Here is an 18,966-nt window from a genome sequence, read left to right as displayed (position 1 = left end):
CCGGCTACCGCCCCTGACACCCGACCGCAGCCGGTCGACCCACCGAAAGGCGGATGCTTGACAATCTCAACCTTTCATCCCTAGGGTCGCCATTGCTTCAGGTAGTGAAAATTTCTGCCAGCAAGTACCGTCTCCCCACCTCAAGACCGCGAGACCCTCATGACCGACGCCATCCCTTCCGTGGTCGCCCGCCTGCGGGCCGAATTCTCCACCGGCCGCACCAGGCCGCTCGCCTGGCGACTGGACAAGCTGGCCGCCCTGCGCGCCCTGCTCACCGAGCAGGCTGAGGTGTTCCAGCAGGCCCTGCACGCCGACCTCGGCAAGAGCGCCACCGAGGCCTACCGAACCGAGATCGGCTTCACCCTCAACGAACTCAACCATGCCGTAAGCCACTTGGCGGAATGGCTGGAGCCGAGGCCGGCCGCCGTACCGGCGTTCTTCCGCCCCGCCGAAGCCCGGGTCGTCCGCGACCCGCTGGGCGTGGTGCTGATCATCGCGCCCTGGAACTACCCGCTCCAGCTCGCCCTGTCCCCGCTGGTCGGCGCCCTGGCCGCCGGGAACACCGCCCTCGTCAAGCCCAGCGAACTCGCCCCCGCGACCTCCGCGGCCATCGCCGAACTGCTGCCGCGCTATCTCGGCGAGGAGGCGGTCGCGGTCGTCGAGGGCGCCGTCCCGGAGACCACCGCCCTGCTGGAGCAGCGCTTCGACCACATCTTCTACACCGGCAACGGCACCGTCGGACGGATCGTCATGACCGCCGCCGCTCGGCACCTCACCCCGGTCACCCTGGAACTCGGCGGCAAAAGCCCGGTCGTGGTCGACCCCGGCGCCGACCTCGCCGTCACCGCCCGGCGGATCGCCCGCGGCAAGTTCCTCAACGCCGGACAGACCTGCGTCGCCCCCGACTACGTCCTCGCCCTCGGCGACACCGCGGCCGCCCTGGAACGCGAACTGGCCGACGCGGTGCGGGAACTGTACGGCGAGGACCCGGCCGCGAACCCGGAGTACGGGCGGATCGTCAACGAGCGCCACTTCGACCGGCTCACCGCGCTGCTCGGCGACGGGCGGACCGTCGTCGGCGGCGAGCACGACCGTGCCACCCGCTACCTGGCCCCGACCGTCCTCGCCGACGTGCCCGCGACCGCCCCGGTGATGCGGACCGAGATCTTCGGCCCGATCCTGCCCGTCCTCAGCGTCCCCGACCTCGACGCGGCGATCGCGTTCATCAACGAGCGCGACAAGCCGCTCGCCCTCTACGCCTTCACCGAGTCCGCGGACACCAAGCGGCGGCTGGCCGAGGAGACCTCCTCCGGCGCGCTCAGCTTCGGCCTGCCGGTCTCGCACCTGGCGATGCCCGAGCTGCCGTTCGGCGGCGTCGGCGAGAGCGGCATGGGCCGCTACCACGGCGAGTACTCAATCGACACGTTCAGCCACACCAAGGCCGTCGTCGACAAGCCCCTCGCCTGACCCGCGGCCCCACGCCGAGACCCGAGCCCCGCCGAGACCGCACCAGCCCCTGCCGCCCCCGAGCCCCCGGAGCATCCGTCCATGACCCCGAACGAGCACGTCGCCGCCGTGGCCGCCGAGACCGACAGGTTCACCACCGTCGTACGGTCCGCCGACCCGACCACCCCCGTCCCCGGCTGTCCCGGCTGGACCCTCACCGACCTCCTCCGCCACGCCGGCAGCGTCCAGCGCTGGTTCACCGTCCTGCTGCGGCAGCGCGTCCAGGCACCGCCCACCAGCCGGGACGTCGACCTGAAGCTCCCCGAGCGGGCGGAGGACTACCCGACCTGGCTCACCGAGGCCGGTGCGGAGGCCGGGGCGACGTTCACCGAGACCGACCTCGACGCCCCGATGTGGGCCTGGGGCGCCGACCAGCACGCCCGGTTCTGGGTGCGCCGGATGCTCTTCGAGACCCTCGTCCACCGCGCCGACGCCGAACTCGCGCTGGGGCTGAAGCCCGAGATCGACCCGGACCTCGCCGCGGACGGCGTCGACGAGTTCCTCACCAACCTGCCGTACGCCGCCTCCTTCGCCCCGCGGACGGCCGGACTCCGCGGCGACGACCGCACGGTCCGCTTCACCCGCACCGACGGGGACGGCGACTGGCTGGTGCGCCTGCGCCCCGACGGCTTCGGCCTGGACGCCGCCGCCCCGAACGGCCCGACCGCCCCCACCGCCGACGCCGGCGTCTCGGCCACCGCCGCCGACCTGCTGCTCCTCCTCTACGGCCGGATCGACCGCTCGGCGCCCGAGGTCACCGTCGCCGGAGACGAGGAACTGCTGGACCTCTGGTTCACCAACTCCGCGTTCTAGTACGACCCCCGAGCACGCCACACGAGAGTCCCCGGCGCGGTCACGACGCCGAGAACCCGAACCTGGACGCGACCGGGTCGAGCGGCGTGTAGTAGCCGGTCGAGAAGCAGGTCGTCGGGATCGCCGTCGCGCCGCACGGGACCTTCGTGTCGGTGTTCCCGGCGGTGATGACGCCGACCGGCGCCATGGCGTCGCCCTGCGGGTTGGCCACCGCCGGCCCCCCGCTGTCGCCCTGGGCGACGGCGACGCCGCCACCGCGGGACCTCACCTCGGTCGCGTCGGTACGGCCGGACGACGAGTGGACGCCCACCCGCGTGACCTCCAGCTCGCAGTGGAACCCGGACGTGGCGCCGCTGAAGCAGGCGGACTGGCCCGGGTCCAGGCGCGCCGGGCCGTACAGCGGACGGGAGTCGCCGCTGTTCCAGGAGCCGCTGTAGAAGCGGGCCGCGGTCTCCTGGCCGGTCGTGACGACGGCGACGTCGAGGCCGTCGTCGTGGGCGGTGACCTCCCCGACGACGCGCTGCCCGTTGTAGACGTTCCCGCCGGTCTGGCAGTGGGCGGCGATGAGCAGCACCCGCCGGTCGCCGACCCAGCCGGGGATTCCGGTGGAGCAGCGGGAGTTGTCGCTCAGGGTGAGGTCGGCTCCGGCGTACCAGGGCGGGGCGTCGCCGGTGCGGCCGCCCCGGGTGGAGGTCTCCGGGGAGCCGGTCCCCGCGTGGACGGGGATGCCGGCGAGCTGCTCGGCCCGGGTCTCGTAGTCACGTGCCGGGGCGTTCGCCGGCGCGAGGCGCCTGGTGGTCTTCGGCCGGTACGTCAGCAGGAGGCCGCTGCCGTCGTTGGCGGGCGAGATCGTGGACCACTCCGAGGTGTCGTTGCCGACGGCGGTGACGAACCGGTCGACGGCCTGGTCCATCTCGGAGCGGGAGTAGGCGGCCTGGTGGTAGCGGACGTCGTAGTCGGGGCTCACCGGGCCGGCGGGTTCGTGCCGCATCTGCTCGTGGGTGCGGGCGCGCCAGGAGTCGACGGCCTCGGTGATCCCGGCGGGGACCGGCCCCTTCCAGTAGAGGTCGAGGCGGTGCTCGTCGCCGTGGAACACGATCGAGGTGAAGTCACCGCCGTCGACGCGGCCGGTGTCGACGAGTCGGTGGATCTCGTCGGCGATGGGCCGCAGGTGGTTCTCGTGGTACTCGCCGGCCAGCAGGATGGCCGGCGCCATGCGGGTCTCGGCGGTGTCGCTCCGGGAGTTCCTCGCGACGGCCACGGAGGCCGCACCCAGGATCAGGACCACTGCCGCGTACAGGAGTTTCGATCCGCGCATGGGAAACACCATAGGGTGACCGATCGCCCGCACAGGGCCATCGGCCGCGCCGCACCGTCACCTCCGGTTTCCCACCGGCGTCCGCGCGCCCCCGGGCCGGCCCGCACCCCGAGAGACGCGGGCCGGCCAGGTCGGGCTCCGGCAGCCGGTCGGGCTCCGGCAGCCGGTCGGGCTCCGGCGGCCGGTCGGGCTCCGGTGCCCGGTCAGGCTCCGGCGGCGGCCAGCCGGGCCTCGCGCCGGGCGGTGGCCTCGGCCGGGTCCAGCACCGGTACGGCGGCCAGCAGCCCCTTGGTGTAGGCGTGTTGAGGCGAGTCGTACACCGTGTCGGCGTCGCCCTGCTCCACGATCCGCCCGGCCCGCATCACGGCGACCCGGTCGCTGACCTGCCGGACCACGGCGAGGTCGTGGGCGATGAAGACCAGCGCGAGGCCGAGGTCGCGCTGCAACTCGCCCAGCAGCTCGACCACCTGGGCCTGCGTGGTGACGTCCAGTGCGGAGACCGGTTCGTCGCAGACGATCAGCCGCGGCCGGGGGGCGAGCGCCCGGGCGATGCCGACCCGCTGCCGCTGTCCGCCGGAGAACTCGTGCGGATAGCGGTGGTACCAGTCGGGGTCGAGCCCCACGCGTTCGAGGAGTTCGCCGACCCGGGCGCGGATGCGGCGCTCGTCGCGCTCTCCGGCGATGCGCAGCGGGTCGGCGACGGACTCCCCGATGGTGCGGCGCGGGTTGAGCGAGGAGACCGGGTCCTGGAAGACCATCTGCAGCTCGCGCCGGAGCGGGCGCAGTTCCTTCTCCCCGAGCGCGCCGATGTCGCGCCCCCGGTAGTGGAGTTGCCCGCCGCTCGGCTCCAGCAGTCGGACGAGCATCCGCCCGAGGGTGGTCTTCCCGGAGCCGGACTCGCCGACGATGCCCAGCGTCTCGCCGGCCCGGACGGTGAGCGAGACGCCGTCCACGGCGGTGACGGGGGCGGTGCGCCCGGTGAGGGCGCCGCGGGTGGCGAACTCCCGGCGCAGGTCGGTGGCTTCGAGCAGGACGTCGCCCGCGGCCGGCTCGCTCGGACGGCCCGTCGTCTCCGGGGCGCCGGGCACGTCGACCCGGGGCACCGCGGACAGCAGTGCCCGGGTGTACGGCTCGCGCGGGGCGCCCAGCACCTCGGTGACGGGGCCGTGTTCCACCGCCCGGCCGTCCTTCATCACCAGCACCCGGTCGACGCTCCCGGCGACCACGCCCAGGTCGTGGGTGACCAGGACCAGTCCGGCGCCGGTCTCCGCGCGCAACTCGTGCAGCAGGTCGAGGATCTGGGCCTGGACGGTGACGTCCAGCGCCGTCGTCGGCTCGTCGGCGACCAGCAGCCGGGGTTCGCAGGCGAGGGCCATCGCGATCAGCACCCGCTGGCGCATGCCGCCGCTGAACTCGTGCGGACGCGACCGCGAGCGCCGCGCCGCGTCGGGGATGCCGACGCGGTCGAGCACCTCGACGGCCCTGGCCCGGGCGTCCCGGCGGGAGACGGGCCGGTGGACCCGCACGACCTCGGCGATCTGGTCGCCCACCGCGTAGTAGGGGTCGAGCGCGGAGAGCGGGTCCTGGAACACCATGGCCGCCAGTCCGCCGCGCAGCCGCCGGAGTTCCGCGTCCTCGGCGGTGACGGCGTCGACGCCGGCGACCCGCACGGAGCCGCCGATCCGGGCGCCGGTCCCGCGGTGCAGGCCGAGCAGGCCGTAGGCGACGGTGCTCTTGCCGGAGCCGGACTCGCCGACGATGCCGAGCGCCTGCCCGGCCCCCAGGGTGAAGTTCACGCCGTCGACGGCGCGGACGTGGCCGTCGCCGACCGGGAAGTCGACGACCAGGTCCCGGACGTCGACGAGGGGTTCGGTGCTCACGTCAGGACCACCCTTCGGTCGGTCACCGCGTACAGCACGTCCGCGACGACATTGGCGAGGACCACGCAGAACCCGGTGACGAGGGTGAGTCCGACGACGGTCGGCAGGTCGATCAGGCCGACGGAGGTGACCAGCAGCTTGCCGAGCCCCGGGAGGCCGAAGAGCGACTCGGTCAGCACCGCTCCCCCGAACATCGTCCCGAGGTCCATGGCGGTGAGCGCGATCACCGGGGTGAGCGCGCCGCGCAGCGCGTGCCTGGTCACCAGGCGCCGTTCACTGACGCCGTACGCCCGGAAGGTCCGGATGTGGTCGTCGGCGAGGGTCTCCAGCATGGAGGAGCGGGTCAGCCGGGCGTACTTGGCGGACTCGATCAGGGCGAGTGAGATCCAGGGCAGCAGCAGGCCCCAGAACCACTGCTGCGGGTCCTCGGTGAGCGGTGCGTAGCTCGGGAACGGCAGCCACTGGAGCTGGGCGCACAGGACGATGAGCAGCACCAGGCCGATGACGAAGACCGGGACGGAGTTGCCGGCCAGGGTCAGCGCGGTCAGCAGGCGCTCGCTGAGCCGGCCGCGGCGCAGCGCGGAGAGCAGTCCGGTGCCGACGCCGAGGAGCAGCCAGAGCACCATCGCGCCGAGCGCCAGCGAGGCCGTCACCGGGAGCCGGGCGGCGATCATGTCGGTGACCTGCTCGCCGCTGCGGTAGGAGACGCCGAGGCAGGGGGCCGGGCAGTGCAGCAGCCCGGTGCCGGCGCTGAAGTCGCGGCCGGCGACGATGCCCTGGAGGAAGTGGGCGTACTGGAGGTACACGGGCGCGTCCAGGCCGAGGCGTTCGCGCACCTGGGCGACCTGGGCGGGGCTGCACTTCTCGCCGCAGGCCAGCTGGGCCGGGTCGCCGGGGGCGATGTAGAACACCGCGTAGACGATCACGGAGAGGGCGAGCAGCACGCCGAGCATGCCGAGGGCCTTGCGGAGCAGGAAGCGGGTCATGCAGTGGCCTCCTCGGCGGTGTTGGAAGAACCGGTCGTCGAGGAACCAGCCGTCGAGGAACCAGCCGTCGAGGAACCAGCCGTCGAGGAACCGGCCGTCGAGGAACCGGTGCCTGCCGCGGCGCCGCCGCTCGGCGCCCCGACCCGCAGCCGGGAGGCCGCCCGGGGGTCGAGCTCGGTGCGCACGGCGTCGCCGAGCAGGGTGAAGGCGAGCACGGTGACGAACAGCAGCGCGGACGGGAGCAGCACGTACGTCGGGTCCGCGCGGAACCAGGTGGTGGCGCCGGAGAGCATCTGGCCCCAGGACGAGGTCGGCGGCTTGACGCCCACCCCGAGGAAGGACAGCCCGGACTCGGCGATCACGTTGCCCGGCAGCAGCACCGCCGCGTAGGTGACGACCGGCGCGGCGAGCGAGGGCAGCAGCTCCCGGCGGGCGATCCGCCACCGGGTGGCGCCCGCCAGCCGGGCCGCGGCCACGTAGTCGAGCTGCCGGAGGGCGAGCGTCTGCGCCCGGACGATCCGCGAGGTGCCGGCCCAGCCCAGCAGCCCGATGACCAGGGTCAGCAGGAGCGGGCGGGGGAAGTCGGCGGGCACGACGGCCATCAGCGAGATGGCGAAGACCAGCGAGGGCAGCGCGAGCATCACCTCGGTGGTGTTGCCGATCAGCTGGTCGAGCACCCGGCTGCCGAGGCCCGCGGCGAGGCCGACCAGGACGCCGATGGCGACCTGGACGACGGTGGCTCCGAGGGCGACGAGCAGCGAGATCCGGGCGCCGTGGACGAGCCGGGCGAAGACGTCTCGCCCGGTGCCCGGTTCGACGCCCAGCCAGTGGTCGGCGCTGATGCCGCCGAAGGAGCCGGTGGGCACGCCGCCGGCCGCCGAGTCGAGCAGGTCGTTGTGGAAGCTGGTGGGGTCCTGCCCTTCGAGCGCGCTGAGCAGCGGTGCCGCCACCGCGATCAGGACGAGCAGGACGATGACGAGGCCGGCGGCGAGGGCGGTGCGCCGCGCGAGCAGCCGCCGCCACACCTGCCGTCCCCCGGGGGCCGGGGAGGCCGCGAGGGCCTCCCCGGCGCTGGGTTCCTGTGGAGCCATGGTGGTCCGTTCGATCCGTCCGTTCCCGTCGGCTACTTGACCGCGACCTGGGAGATGTCCAGCACGCCGGTCCAGTCGCTGATCACGATGTTGCGGACGTCCTTGCCGGACAGCCGCTTGTACACGGGGTGGTACAGCGGGACGGTCAGGGCCTGGTCGCCGATGCGCTTGTCCAGGGCGCCCCAGCGCTTGGCGGCCTCGGCGTGGTCGGTGATCTTGTTGATCTGGTCGATCTCGTCGTTCACCGAGGGGTCGTTCAGCTGCGCGGTGTTGAAGTTGGAGCCGTCGGTGACGATCTGCCGGCCGTCGAAGATCGGCGCCAGGAACGGGCCGCCGGACGGCCAGTCGGCGCCCCAGCCGGTGAGGAAGAGGCCGGGCTCGGTGCCGACGCCGTGGATCGTCTTGGAGTACCTGGTGGAGTCCAGGGGCTCCAGCTGGACGGTGATCCCGGCCGCCTTCAGTCCGTCCTGGACGGCGGTGGCCACGTCCGGGCCGTAGGCCTTGCCGGTCGCGGTGGAGTGGGTGAGCGTGACGGTCAGGCCGTCCGGGTAACCGGCCTCCTTCAGCAGCTCCTTGGCCTTCTCCGGGTTGCCGGTGGCGCCGGCCGGGAACGGGTCGTACGGCGTGTACCCGAAGGTCTCCTGGTTGGGCAGGAAGGTGGTGGCGGGCTCGGCGAGCGAGGAGCCGCCGACGGCGTTGACCACCGAGGTGCGGTTGATCGCGTAGGCGACGGCCTGTCGGACCTTCGGGTCGTCGAAGGGCTTGACCTTGGGGTTGAACGCCAGGTAGTTGACGAAGCCGAAGTGGCCGGTGCCGACCCGCGCGGCGAGGGCCTTGTCGTCCTTGACCTGGGCGAGTTCGGAGGGGCCGAGGTTGGTGTCGGTGGTGACGGCGGCCGCGTCGGCCCCGGTGCTCGCGGTGAGCCGCTGGTTGATCACCGCCGGGTCGAGCCCGGACTGCACGTCGACGGTGTCGGGGTAAGCCTTGCGCTGGTCGTCCGTCGCCGCCGACCAGTTGGGGTTGCGCTTGAGGACGAGGTGCGTGCCGTCGTTCTCGTTCTTGACGACCTGGTAGGGGCCGGAGGAGATCGGGTGGTCCTGGTACTTCGTCCCGGTGTCCTTGGCCTTCGGGACGGGTGCGAACTGCGTCTGGGTCGCCAGGTAGGGGAAGTCGCCCTCGGGCTTGTTGAGGCGGAAGACGATGGTCTTGTCGTCCGGCGTCTCGATGGCGTCCAGGGTGCGGCCGTCCTTGTACGGGCCCTGGTAGTCGGCGGCGCCGACCAGCCAGTCCCTCAGGAACGGTGCGCCGCCGGAGAGTTCGGGCGCGAATGACCTCTCGATGCCGTACTTGATGTCGGCGGTGGTGATCGGCGAGCCGTCCTCGAACTTCAGGCCGTCCTTGAGGTGGAACGTCCACACCGTGGCGCCCTCCGAGGGGGTGCCGGTGTCGGTGGCGAGGTCGGGGACGACCTTGGTGCCGGCCGCGCCGTCGACCCGGTTGCGGGTGGTGAGGGTGCGGAAGACCAGGGAGGGGACGTTGCCGCCGCCGGAGGTGTAGAGCCGTGCGGGGTCGAACTGCTCCTGCGGGAGCTGGTTGAGGACGGTGAGGGTGCCGCCCTGTTGCGGTGCGGCGTCCTTGCCGGTGCCACCACCGCCGTCGGCCTTCGGTCCGCACGCCGCCAGTCCGACGACGAGCGCGGCGGTGACGGTCGCCAGGGCGAGGCGGCGAGGGGTGAAGGTGGTTCGAGACATCGGAAAGGGAGCCTTTCGCTACCGATGGTGTACGGAGGAAGGCGGGCGACAGTGAGGCCTCGGGAAGATGGAGCGGCACCGCGCCCGCGGAAAGGGGCGACGTCCCGAAGCGGCGGTCACCGCGAAGGCTTCGGGACAGGCGGATTCAGCGACAGAGATTGTCGGAAACGCAGTGCGCGGCCACGCCGATCAGCGCCAGCTCGATGGCGGCGCACTCGATCGGGTGACGGTCAGACATGCCGAGAAGACTGTATGACTTTAAGCGGAATGTCAAAACTCCAGTTTCGCTCCCCCCTCCGGGGGAACGACCGGAACGGATTTCCGGGCCGGTGTTCAGCGGGACGGCGCCACCGGCGGACCGGACCCGTGCGCTTCAGCTGTGGTTGACGATGATGAAGATGCCCCAGCCGATCGCGGCCAGGACCACCGCGAAGCACACGACGGCGACGGTGACCCCGAGCGCCCCGGCCCTGGCGCGTGGCACCCCGGCCCCGGCCCCGGCCGGGGGCGGGGCCGGGGCCGGGGCCGGGGGGTAGAGGGCGCGCACACCGACGGCGAACAGCGCGGGCAGGCCGGCGCCGGCGAGGACTCCGACCAGGATGATCTTCCAGAGCGCGTTCAGGTCGATCCAGTGGTTCACGAGGCCACCTCGTCGGTGCGGGCCGGCTCGTCGAGAACGGGCTCGGGGACGACCGAGCCGGTCCAGGCGGCGTTGACGTTCTCCGGGGTGACGGCCGGGTGGCGGGACGCGACGAAGAAGGCGACCGAGGCCGCCACCAGCACGATGAAGACGACCACCACGCCGGCGGTGCCGCCGATCCCGTTGGCGGCCCAGTAGGCCAGCGCCCCGACCATCCCCGCGGCCGGGAGGGTGAGCACCCAGGCCACCACCATGCGACGGGCGATGTTCCACCGTACGACCGCGTCCCTCCTGCCGACCCCCGATCCGAGGATCGACCCGGTGGCGACGTGGGTGGTGGAGAGCGAGTAGCCGAAGTCGGCGGAGCAGAGGATGACGGCGGCCGAGGCCGACTCGCTGGCCATCCCCTGCGGCGGTTCGATCTCCACCAGCCCCTTGCCCAGGGCCCTGATGACCCGCCAGCCGCCGATGTAGGTGCCCAGGGCGATGGCCGTGGCGCAGGAGACGATCACCCAGTCCGGCGCCTTCGCCCCGGCGTGCAGCGTCCCGTTGGCGATCAGGGCCAGGGTGATGACGCCCATGGTCTTCTGCGCGTCGTTGGTGCCGTGGGCGAGCGAGACCATGCAGGCCGAACCGACCTGGCCGCCGCGGAAACCGCGCGTTCGCGAGCCTTCGGCGACGCCGCGGGTGAGGCGGTAGACGAGGTAGGTGCCGAGCGCGGCGACCGACCCGGCGATGACCGGCGACAGCGCCGCCGGCACGATCACCTTGGAGACGAGGCCCTGCCACTTGACGGCGGAGGCCCCGGCCGCCGCCATGGTCGCCCCGACCACGCCGCCGACCAGCGCGTGGGAGGAGCTGGACGGGATCCCGGCGTACCAGGTCGCCAGGTTCCACAGGATGCTGCCCGTCAGGCCCGCCACGACCACGGTCAGCGTCACGTCGGCGCTCTGCACCAGGCCGCCGGCGATCGTGGCGGCGACCGCGGTCGACAGGAACGCGCCCACCAGGTTCAGTACCGCCGAGACCCCGACCGCGACGCGCGGCGGGAGGGCTCCGGTGACGATCGAGGTCGCCATGGCGTTGCCGGTGTCGTGGAAGCCGTTGGTGAAGTCGAAACCCAGCGCGGTGACCACCACCAGCGCCAGAACTACGTCGTTGCCGGTCACGGGGACGAACCTAGCCCGCGCACCGCCGCCGACCCGTGCTCCCACCACCGGGGCGGAACGGGAACCGCGAGGCTCCATCCGATCGGCCCAGCACCCCGCAGCCCCGGCGAGGAGCGCCCGCCAGGGCGTGTCTGACAACGCACGCCTGACGCGAACTGCCGGACAGGCCCTAACAGGCCCCGGCCCGCCGCCGGCGGCGCAGGGCCTGCCGGACGGCCAGGCGCAGCCAGCCGGTGGTCGGGCGCCCGGCGAGGACGGCTTCGAAGCGGCGGTGGTCGCGGGCCGCGCGCAGCACCGCGACGTCGTGGGTACCGGGGGCGGGCGGAGCCGGCTCGTCGTGCTGGGCGGCCCGGTAGCTGTCGAAGAGGTGCTGGTGCAGTGCGTTCATGCGCCCACCGTGCACCCCGGCCGCCCCACAAGTCCCGCCGATTGACGACCCCCGTCAAATGAGGGAACGACTCCCCCGCCCGCCCCGGCGCCAGGGGCGCCAGGCACCATGGACGGGTGAGCGTGACCATTGACATCACCGGACTCCCGCACGAGCGGATCGTCTTCTGCCCCTCGCCCCTGGCCGAGCTGAGCAACGCGCTGCACGCGCTCGCCGAGCCCGCCCACCACGCCCGGCTGCACGCGTGGACGACGACGGCCTCGGCCGCGCTCACACCGGAACTGGCCGACCGGCTGCTCGAGGCCGACTTCATGTGGCGCTCGACCCGCTCCGACTTCCTGATGCCGCCCCAGCCCCGGGAGACCCTCGCCGAGGAGCTCGACGACCTCGACCGCATGGACGACGAGAAGTTCGTGGGCGCGGCCCTGGAGATCTCGTGCAGCACCAGCCACTACCCCAAGGGCCTGCCGTCACCGCTGGTCGACGCGTGGTCGCGGCGCCGCGCGCTCGACCTGGCGGCGGCCCGCGGCCCGCGCCAGGCGGCCTTCGTCGAACGGATGCTCGCCGAACCCACCGCCACGCGCGCGTGGATCCGGCGTCTCCTGGAGGACTGCGACCAGGCGTTCTTCGCCGACACCTGGCGCCGGGTCCGGGTCCAGCTCGCCGCCGACGCCCAGCACAAGACCGAGCTGCTGCGCCGCAAGGGCCTGGCGGAAGCACTGACGGCGGCGTCACCCGCGATGAGCCTGGAGGAGGACGAGCACGGCAGCCGCATCGTCGTCGACAAACTGATCCACGGCCGCACCGACGCCCGCGGCACCGGCGTCACGCTGCTGCCGACCGTCTTCGGCTGGCCGCACCTCTTCACCCTCTACGGGGCGGGCTGGCAGCCGGTGATCCAGTACCCGGCCGCCGCGCACGAGGTCGGCGGCACCGAGTCCGTGGAGACGGTCAAGCTGCGCCTGGACGCGCTGACCCACCCCATGCGGATGAGCCTGTGCCGCAACCTCGCGCGCGGCGCGTACTCGACGAGCGAGCTGGCCGACGCGTACGGCATCACCGCGCCGGAGGTCTCCCGCCACCTCGCCGTCCTGAAGAAGGCCGGGCTGGTCATCACCCAGCGCCGGGGGCGCTACGTCCTCCACCAGCTCGACATCCCGGTCGTGACGCGGCTCGGCAGCGACTTCCTGGAGTCCGTGCTGCGGTAGGGAGGGCCGGGCGGCAGGCGGGGCGGTCGTTCCGGTAGAGGTCCGTCCGGAGAGGTCCGTCCGGGAAACACGACAGGAAACACGACAGAGGTTGTCGGGTTTGGCCGGGACAGTGGGGTTCACCGGCCGGCGTCGTGGTGGCGACGGCCGGAACACCGCACAGACAAGGACCCCCATGCGCGAAACACCCGACGAGCTCCGTCGGCTCCAGGCCCTCCTCGACGCCTCGCTCTCCCGCTCCACCGCGCACCTGCGGTCGATCGTCACCAGCGAGGTCACGCTCACCGCCGAGCAGCTCACGCGCGTGCTCACCGGCATGTGCACGCTGGCACTGTCCACCGTGACGGCGAAGGGCGAGCCGCGGATCAGCGGCGCGGACGGGCACTTCCTGCACGGGAGGTGGCACTTCGGCACCGCGCGCACCGCCGCCAAGGCCCGGCACCTCGCCGCCCGGCCCTCCGTCAGCGCCGCGCACATGCGCGGGGAGGACCTGGGCGTGTTCACCCACGGCACCGTGGAGATCCTCAACCCCCACGACGGCGAGCCGGCCGCCGACTGGCCGGACCTGCTCGCGTACTTCCGGGACTTCTACGGCGCCGACGCCTTCGACTGGGACAACGACGTGGTCTACTACCGGCTGCACCCACAGTGGATGACCGCGTTCGCCTTTGACCTCGCCAAGGTCGACCCCCTCCTCGGCCCCGGCGCCACGCCGGCGGCCGACCCCGTCCCGGACGCCTCCCGGAACGCCCGTCCCTGACGTCCGGGGCACCGCCGCGGCCGGGGAGAATGGTGCCGACGTCACACCGAACCGGTGTACGTGACGAGGACGGGCGACGGAGGGAGCGACGTGCGGGCGAGCCGGGCCATCGCGCTGCTGCTGCTCCTCCAGTCCCGGCGGACGATGACCGCCGCGGAACTCGCCGCCGAGCTGGAGGTCTCCGAGCGCACCGTCCAGCGGGACGTCGCCGCCCTGGCCGAGGCGGGCATCGCGGTGTACGCGGAACGCGGCCGCGGCGGCGGCTACCGGCTCGTCGACGGCTACCGCACCCGCCTCACCGGTCTCGACCGCGCCGAGGCCGAGGTCCTGCACCTGGCCGGACTCCCGGGCCCGCTGCGCGACATGGGCCTGGCCGGGCGGGCCCTCGCCGCACGCCTGAAGGTCGCCGCCGCCCTGGGCGACGCCCCCGCCGCCGCCACCCGGCGCTTCCACCTCGACGCACCGGCCTGGTTCCGCGACGCCGGGACCCCTCCGCTCCTCGCCGAGGTGTCGCGCGCCGTGTGGGAGGACCGCGTCCTCCACGCCCGCTACGCGGCGCGCGGCGGCACCCGGGAGCGCCGGCTGGAGCCGTACGGCCTGGTCCTGAAGGCCGGGCAGTGGTACCTCGTGGCGCGCGGCCCGTCCGGCCGGTTCGGCTCGTACCGGGTCGACCGCTTCGAGACCGCCGAGGCCGGCGACGAACGGTTCGAGCGCGACCCGGAGTTCGACCTCGCCGACCACTGGGCGGCGGCGGCACGGGAGTTCACCCGCGCCATGCTGCGCGAGCGGACGCTGGTGCGCCTGAGCCCGCTCGCCGTCGAGAACCTCGCCGCCCTGCTGGAACCGACCGCCGCGGCCGACGCCCTCGCCACCGCGGGCCCTCCGGACGCCGACGGCTGGGTCACCGTGACCCTGCCGATCGAGTCCTGGGAGATCGGCTACTTCGAACTCCTCCGCCTCGGCCCGGAAGCCGAGGTCCTCCACCCGCCCGAACTCCGCGCCCGCCTCGCCGAAGCGACCCGCCGCGCCGCCGCCCTCTACACCTGACAGCGGGCCCGGGGCTCACACGGCGTGCCAGGCGGGGTCCTCGCGTGGTCCGGCGCCGAGGACGAGCAGCGCCTCCGCCGCGGCCGGCTCGCCCGACAGCCGCGCGGACCTGCCGTAGGCACTCGCCGCGCGGCCGAGCGCGAGGAGCGCCTCCGCGTTCTCCGGCGCCCGGCCACCGCGGAGGCGATCGGCCGCCAGCCGGGCGAGCCTGGTGATCGTCTCGCAGGCGCGGATCGACATGGTGCGCAGGAACTCCGCCACGCGGCGGTCGCCGAGGAGCCGGCCCGCCGCCTCGCCGGCCCGCGCGACGAGCGTCTGCCAGACCCGGGCGACCGCGTCACGCACGGCACGAAGCTGCTGCCACTCGGGGACACCGCGCAGGGCGAGGTCGTCCCGGTCGACCTCGCGCAGCGCGGCGTTCACGGCCGCCGCCCCGCCCCGAGCGCCCGAGTGGCCCGTCAGACCGGCCGCCACCGCTTCCGACGCGTCGGGGAGCCCGGCGACGTGCTGCCAGCGGGCCTGGAGCGCCTCCACGTCGGCCTCCAGAACGGCCCGCAGGTCGTCGGAGGCGTCGAGCTCCTCGGGCGCGACCTCCTCCCAGGCCTCCGCCAGCTCACACAGCTGCGCCCTGAGGTCCGGCAGGTCCGCGCCTTCCGCCGCCGGCCGACCCGTCGACCGCCCCGTCGGCTGCTCGATGATCAACTCACCACCCCACAGGGGTAGTTCGTCCACGGCCGCCGCTCCGACAACGACGTCCTCCCAGTCCGGTGAATTCAGTGGGCTCATACTCCGACTTCCGTACGACGAAGGGTCACGGCCGCCTCCCTGCCGCCATGCAGGACGGAGCGTCCGACGCGGACAGCACTCCCGAGGCGCTGAACGCACCTGGTGTAACACCTCTGTTCACCCGTGTCGACCGCCGTAACCCCGCTGTCAACCGCTGCCCGGCCAAACCCCCCGCGAGAGTGCGCTGAACGGCGATGCCTTCGGGCCCCCGCCCGGGTAGGGATGGCGGGGGGGGCGGATCCGTCCCCTCGCCCGGCGCCCGTGAGGAAACCGATGACCGCACCCTTCCAGCACCGCCGGTTCGCCGTCGACGACGACGGCAACGACCTGGGGTACCTGCTGTCGCTGCCGGACGGCTACCAGGACGGGCCCGAGCCGTGGCCCCTGCTGCTCTTCCTGCACGGCGCCCTGGAGCGCGGCGAGGACCTGACGCTCCTGACCGCGCACGGGCCGGTGCGGCAGATCACCGAGGGGGCGCGGCTGCCATTCGTGGTGGTGGCCCCGCAGTGCCCGTCGCACAGTTCCTGGGTGGCGGAGCTGAGCGCCCTGGCCGGCCTGGTGGCGGAGGTGGAACAGGAGGTCCGGGTCGACCCGGACCGGCGGTACGTGACCGGCCTCAGCATGGGCGGCACCGGCTCGTGGGCGCTCGCCGCCCGGTACCCGCACCGGTTCGCCGCCGCCGTGCCGGTCTGCGGCTCCTGGCTGCGGGAGTCCGCACCGCGGCTCACGACCGTACCGGTGTGGACCTTCCACGGCGACGAGGACGAGGTCATCCCGGTCGCCCACACCGAGCGGCTGGTCGACGCGCTGCGGGAGCTGGGCGGCCCGGTGCGGTTCACCCGCTACCCCGGGGTCGGCCACGACTCCTGGACGCGGACGTACGACGATCCCGAGGTCTACGGCTGGCTGCTCACCCAGTCCCGCGACCGCGGCCCCCTCGCGGCGGAACGGCCCGTGTGACCGCGCCGACGGACCCGCCGCGCCGGGCCGGGCGGCACGAACGCCGGTGCCGCCCCGGGGAGAAGCCCCCGGGGCGGCACCGGCGCAGGCGGCGTCAGCAGATCCGCGGCAGCTGCTCACCCATCGGCAGGTCGACCACCCGGGTGCCGCCGAAGCCGGTCCGGGCGACGACCATCCCCGGGTGCTCCTCGACGCACTCGCCGATCACCACCGCCTCCGCGCCGAGCGGGTGGGCGCGCATGGCGGCGAGCACGGAGTCCGCCGAACCGCGCGGGACGAAGGCGACGAGCCTGCCCTCGTTGGCGATGTACATCGGGTCCAGGCCCAGCACCGCGCAGGCGTTGGCCACCGGCTCCGGGACGGGGACGTCGCGTTCGCCGATCACGACGCCGACCCCGGCGGCGACCGCGATCTCGTTCAGCGCCGCCGCCAGGCCGCCCCGGGTGGGGTCGCGCAGCACGTGCAGGTCGGCGGTGGCCACGAGCATCGCCTCGACCAGGCCCCCGAGCGCCGCGCTGTCGCTGCGCACCTCGACGCCGAACTCCAGGCCCTCCCGGACGCTCATGATCGCCACGCCGTGCAGCCCGATCGGCCCGCTGACGATCACCACGTCGCCGGGCCGGGCGCGCTGCGGCCGGATGTCGACCCCGGCCGGGACGATCCCGATCCCGGCGGTGTTCAGGTAGACGCCGTCCCCGTGCCCGGCCTCGACCACCTTGGTGTCCCCGGTGGCGATCTCCACCCCGGCGGTACGGGCGGCCGCGCCGAGCGCCCGGGCGACCCGGTTCACCACGGCCATCTCCACCCCCTCCTCCAGGATGAAGCCGCAGGACAGGTAGGCCGCCCTGGCCCCGCTCATGGCGAGGTCGTTGACCGTGCCGTTGACGGCGAGGTCGCCGATGCAGCCGCCGGGGAAGAACAGCGGCCGCACCACGTAGGAGTCGGTGGAGAAGGCCAGCCGGGTACCGCCCAGCTCCAGCACGGCGGAGTCGCCGAGTCCGGCGAGCACCGGGCCGCCGAAGGCCGGCGCGAAGAGGTTCTGCACCAGTTCGGCGGACAGCGCCCCGCCGCCGCCGTGACCCATCACCACCCGGGGGTGGTCGCGCAGCGGCAGCGGGCAGCTCCAGCCGGAGAAGTCCGGCCGCTCGGTGGGAAGTTCACCGGGAAGTCCGACAGGCAGTCCGCCGAGCGGTTCGGTGCGCAGTTCGGTGTCAGCCAACGCGACCAGCCTCCTGGGCCCGCTGGGCCTCCCGGCCCCGGACGGACGTGTCCGGCATGCCCAACCGCCGGTACAGGTAGTACGCCGCGCACGCCCCCTCGCTGGACACCATCGTGGCGCCGAGCGGTGTGCGCGGGGTGCAGACGGTGCCGAAGGCCTCGCACTGGTGGGGCTTCAGCAGCCCCTGCAGCACCTCGCCGCTGCGGCACGCGGCGGGTTCGCGGGTGGTGATCCCCGCGACGTCGAAGCGGTGCTCGGCGTCGTGGTCCCGGTAGCGGGGAGAGAGCCGCCAGCCGCTGAGCGGGATCACCCCGATGCCCCGCCAGGAGCGGTCGGCGACCTCGAACACGTCCTCCAGCATGGCGCGGGCCGCCGGGTTGCCCTCGGGGCGGACGGCTCTCGGGTAGGCGTTGTCGACGGTGTGCTCCCCGCGCTCCAGCTGCCGTACCGTCCGCCGGATGCCCTCCAGGATGTCCAGCGGTTCGAAGCCGGTGACGACGATCGGCACCCGGTGGCGCTCGGCCAGCGCCGGGTACTCGCCGGTGCCCATCACGCTGCAGACGTGCCCGGCGGCGAGGAAGCCCTGGACCCGGCAGTCCGGCGAGTCCATGATCGCGTCGATCGCGGGGGGCACCCGGACGTGGGAGACCAGCATGCTGAAGTTGCGCAGCCCCTGCTTCCTGGCCAGGTGGACGGCCATGGCGTTCGGCGGGGCGGTGGTCTCGAAGCCGATGCCGAAGAAGACCACCTCCTTGTCCGGGTTCTCCCGGGCGATCCGCAGCGCGTCGAGCGGCGAGTACACCACCCGCACGTCGCCGCCCTCGCCGCGGACCCGGAACAGGTCCCGGTCGGTGCCGGGCACCCGCAGCATGTCCCCGAAGGAGCAGAAGACCACTCCGGGCCGGGCGGCGATCGCCAGCGCGCGGTCGATCGCCTCCAGCGGGGTGACGCACACCGGGCACCCCGGGCCGTGGATCAACTCGACCTCGTCCGGCAGGAGTTGGTCGATGGCGTGGCGGATGATGCTGTGCGTCTGGCCGCCGCAGACCTCCATCAGCGCCCACGGCCTGGTGACCGTCGCCCTGATGTCGGCGAGCAGCCCGGCCGCCAGCTCGGGGTTGCGGAACTCCTCCAGGTACTTCACCGTCCGGCCTCCTCGTTCTCTCCGGCCGCCGCGACCGCCTCGGCGGCCTCCCACGGGTCGCCGAACTCCTCCTGCAACAGCCCGAGTTCCTCGAAGAGGGCGAGGGTGCGCCGGGCCGACTCCTCGTCCAGGCGCTGCAGCGCGAAACCCACGTGGACGATCGCGTACTCCCCCACCGCCAGGTCGGGCAGGTACTCCAGGCAGACGTCCTTGACCACGCCGCCGAAATCCATCACCGCCATCCTGGTCCCGTCCCGCTCCCCGATCTCCGTCACCCTGCCGGGCACCGCCAGGCACATC

The 18,966-nt window shown here is 73.4% G+C and carries 19 protein-coding genes; 6 read left to right on the top strand and 13 right to left on the bottom strand.

Features of this window, described 5'->3' with window-relative positions; genetic code table 11:
- Window positions 1-159: 159 nt before the first annotated feature.
- Both ACIQ87_RS05750 and ACIQ87_RS05745 read left to right on the top strand, forming a co-directional pair.
- A complete protein-coding gene (locus ACIQ87_RS05750) occupies window positions 160-1,467 on the top strand; it encodes an aldehyde dehydrogenase family protein (RefSeq protein WP_402402036.1) in 1,308 nt (435 codons plus the stop codon).
- Window positions 1,468-1,548: 81 nt separating this feature from the next.
- Window positions 1,549-2,319: a maleylpyruvate isomerase family mycothiol-dependent enzyme gene (locus tag ACIQ87_RS05745; RefSeq protein WP_402402033.1), complete on the top strand. Its 771-nt coding sequence runs from the start codon at window positions 1,549-1,551 to the stop codon at window positions 2,317-2,319.
- A 40-nt stretch (window positions 2,320-2,359) separates the two neighbouring features.
- Here the strand turns inward: ACIQ87_RS05745 and ACIQ87_RS05740 are convergent, their stop codons facing one another.
- From ACIQ87_RS05740 to ACIQ87_RS05700, 9 genes are all read right to left on the bottom strand, one after another.
- Entirely contained in the window at window positions 2,360-3,637 is a 1,278-nt protein-coding gene (locus ACIQ87_RS05740; protein ID WP_402402030.1) for a hypothetical protein, read from the bottom strand.
- A gap of 203 nt (window positions 3,638-3,840) precedes the next feature.
- Complete coding sequence (locus ACIQ87_RS05735) at window positions 3,841-5,517, bottom strand: ABC transporter ATP-binding protein (protein ID WP_402402027.1); 1,677 nt, start codon at window positions 5,515-5,517, stop codon at window positions 3,841-3,843.
- Window positions 5,514-6,503 (bottom strand): ABC transporter permease, encoded by a 990-nt coding sequence (locus tag ACIQ87_RS05730; protein ID WP_402402025.1) that lies wholly within the window; start codon window positions 6,501-6,503, stop codon window positions 5,514-5,516. The genes ACIQ87_RS05735 and ACIQ87_RS05730 overlap by 4 nt, the downstream gene beginning before the upstream one ends.
- Window positions 6,500-7,594, bottom strand: coding sequence for an ABC transporter permease (locus ACIQ87_RS05725; RefSeq protein WP_402402022.1), 1,095 nt, complete (start codon window positions 7,592-7,594; stop codon window positions 6,500-6,502). Before ACIQ87_RS05725 ends, ACIQ87_RS05730 begins: the two co-directional genes overlap by 4 nt.
- Window positions 7,595-7,626: 32 nt before the next feature.
- Window positions 7,627-9,345, bottom strand: coding sequence for an ABC transporter substrate-binding protein (locus ACIQ87_RS05720; protein WP_402402019.1), 1,719 nt, complete (start codon window positions 9,343-9,345; stop codon window positions 7,627-7,629).
- A 145-nt stretch (window positions 9,346-9,490) separates the two neighbouring features.
- The gene (locus ACIQ87_RS05715; RefSeq protein WP_317620150.1) at window positions 9,491-9,583 is read right to left on the bottom strand and encodes an Ms4533A family Cys-rich leader peptide; all 93 of its coding nucleotides are present in this window, start codon (window positions 9,581-9,583) and stop codon (window positions 9,491-9,493) included.
- 135 nt (window positions 9,584-9,718) lie between these two features.
- A complete protein-coding gene (locus ACIQ87_RS05710) occupies window positions 9,719-9,985 on the bottom strand; it encodes a hypothetical protein (protein WP_402402016.1) in 267 nt (88 codons plus the stop codon).
- Window positions 9,982-11,154 carry an anion permease gene (locus tag ACIQ87_RS05705; protein WP_402402014.1) on the bottom strand — a complete coding sequence of 391 codons (1,173 nt, stop codon included), beginning with the start codon at window positions 11,152-11,154 and terminating at the stop codon, window positions 9,982-9,984. The genes ACIQ87_RS05710 and ACIQ87_RS05705 overlap by 4 nt, the downstream gene beginning before the upstream one ends.
- 169 nt (window positions 11,155-11,323) lie before the next feature.
- A complete protein-coding gene (locus tag ACIQ87_RS05700) occupies window positions 11,324-11,542 on the bottom strand; it encodes a hypothetical protein (RefSeq protein WP_402402011.1) in 219 nt (72 codons plus the stop codon).
- A 116-nt stretch (window positions 11,543-11,658) separates the two neighbouring features.
- On the opposite strand from ACIQ87_RS05700, the gene ACIQ87_RS05695 reads away from it, so the two are divergent.
- From ACIQ87_RS05695 to ACIQ87_RS05685, 3 genes are all read left to right on the top strand, one after another.
- Window positions 11,659-12,750, top strand: a complete 1,092-nt coding sequence (locus ACIQ87_RS05695; protein ID WP_402402009.1) for a DUF5937 family protein — start codon at window positions 11,659-11,661, stop codon at window positions 12,748-12,750.
- Between the two features lie 175 nt (window positions 12,751-12,925).
- Window positions 12,926-13,510: a pyridoxamine 5'-phosphate oxidase family protein gene (locus ACIQ87_RS05690; RefSeq protein WP_402402007.1), complete on the top strand. Its 585-nt coding sequence runs from the start codon at window positions 12,926-12,928 to the stop codon at window positions 13,508-13,510.
- 90 nt (window positions 13,511-13,600) lie between these two features.
- A complete protein-coding gene (locus ACIQ87_RS05685) occupies window positions 13,601-14,557 on the top strand; it encodes a helix-turn-helix transcriptional regulator (protein ID WP_402402005.1) in 957 nt (318 codons plus the stop codon).
- A 15-nt stretch (window positions 14,558-14,572) separates the two neighbouring features.
- Here the strand turns inward: ACIQ87_RS05685 and ACIQ87_RS05680 are convergent, their stop codons facing one another.
- Window positions 14,573-15,289, bottom strand: a complete 717-nt coding sequence (locus tag ACIQ87_RS05680) for a hypothetical protein (RefSeq protein ID WP_402402002.1) — start codon at window positions 15,287-15,289, stop codon at window positions 14,573-14,575.
- 327 nt (window positions 15,290-15,616) lie between these two features.
- Here ACIQ87_RS05680 and ACIQ87_RS05675 point away from each other — a divergent pair, with 327 nt between their 5' ends.
- The gene (locus tag ACIQ87_RS05675) at window positions 15,617-16,303 is read left to right on the top strand and encodes a prolyl oligopeptidase family serine peptidase (RefSeq protein ID WP_402402000.1); all 687 of its coding nucleotides are present in this window, start codon (window positions 15,617-15,619) and stop codon (window positions 16,301-16,303) included.
- A 94-nt stretch (window positions 16,304-16,397) separates the two neighbouring features.
- Here ACIQ87_RS05675 and hypE read toward each other — a convergent pair whose 3' ends face one another.
- Genes hypE through ACIQ87_RS05660 form a run of 3 tightly spaced genes read right to left on the bottom strand, consistent with a single transcriptional unit; the run spans window position 16,398 to window position 18,965 of the window.
- The gene (gene hypE / locus ACIQ87_RS05670) at window positions 16,398-17,483 is read right to left on the bottom strand and encodes a hydrogenase expression/formation protein HypE (RefSeq protein WP_402402727.1); all 1,086 of its coding nucleotides are present in this window, start codon (window positions 17,481-17,483) and stop codon (window positions 16,398-16,400) included.
- 31 nt (window positions 17,484-17,514) lie between these two features.
- A complete protein-coding gene (gene hypD, locus ACIQ87_RS05665) occupies window positions 17,515-18,666 on the bottom strand; it encodes a hydrogenase formation protein HypD (protein WP_402401997.1) in 1,152 nt (383 codons plus the stop codon).
- Entirely contained in the window at window positions 18,663-18,965 is a 303-nt protein-coding gene (locus ACIQ87_RS05660; RefSeq protein ID WP_402401995.1) for a HypC/HybG/HupF family hydrogenase formation chaperone, read from the bottom strand. The genes hypD and ACIQ87_RS05660 overlap by 4 nt, the downstream gene beginning before the upstream one ends.
- Window position 18,966: the final 1 nt, after the last annotated feature.

Source organism: Kitasatospora sp. NPDC096204 (assembly GCF_044763205.1).
Taxonomy (GTDB): domain Bacteria; phylum Actinomycetota; class Actinomycetes; order Streptomycetales; family Streptomycetaceae; genus Kitasatospora.
The sequence above is the reverse complement of the archived record's forward strand: the minus strand, read 5'-3'. Positions and strand labels throughout refer to the sequence as shown.

Bases quoted from the DNA above. Each gene is read 5' to 3' on its own strand.
- ACIQ87_RS05715 (WP_317620150.1), bottom strand. From the start codon at position 9,583: ATGTCTGACCGTCACCCGATCGAGTGCGCCGCCATCGAGCTGGCGCTG.
- ACIQ87_RS05730 (WP_402402025.1), bottom strand. From the start codon at position 6,503: ATGACCCGCTTCCTGCTCCGCAAGGCCCTCGGCATGCTCGGCGTGCTG.
- ACIQ87_RS05750 (WP_402402036.1), top strand. From the start codon at position 160: ATGACCGACGCCATCCCTTCCGTGGTCGCCCGCCTGCGGGCCGAATTC.
- ACIQ87_RS05675 (WP_402402000.1), top strand. From the start codon at position 15,617: ATGACCGCACCCTTCCAGCACCGCCGGTTCGCCGTCGACGACGACGGC.
- ACIQ87_RS05740 (WP_402402030.1), bottom strand. From the start codon at position 3,637: ATGCGCGGATCGAAACTCCTGTACGCGGCAGTGGTCCTGATCCTGGGT.
- ACIQ87_RS05700 (WP_402402011.1), bottom strand. From the start codon at position 11,542: ATGAACGCACTGCACCAGCACCTCTTCGACAGCTACCGGGCCGCCCAG.
- ACIQ87_RS05725 (WP_402402022.1), bottom strand. From the start codon at position 7,594: ATGGCTCCACAGGAACCCAGCGCCGGGGAGGCCCTCGCGGCCTCCCCG.
- ACIQ87_RS05745 (WP_402402033.1), top strand. From the start codon at position 1,549: ATGACCCCGAACGAGCACGTCGCCGCCGTGGCCGCCGAGACCGACAGG.
- ACIQ87_RS05690 (WP_402402007.1), top strand. From the start codon at position 12,926: ATGCGCGAAACACCCGACGAGCTCCGTCGGCTCCAGGCCCTCCTCGAC.
- ACIQ87_RS05720 (WP_402402019.1), bottom strand. From the start codon at position 9,345: ATGTCTCGAACCACCTTCACCCCTCGCCGCCTCGCCCTGGCGACCGTC.
- ACIQ87_RS05660 (WP_402401995.1), bottom strand. From the start codon at position 18,965: ATGTGCCTGGCGGTGCCCGGCAGGGTGACGGAGATCGGGGAGCGGGAC.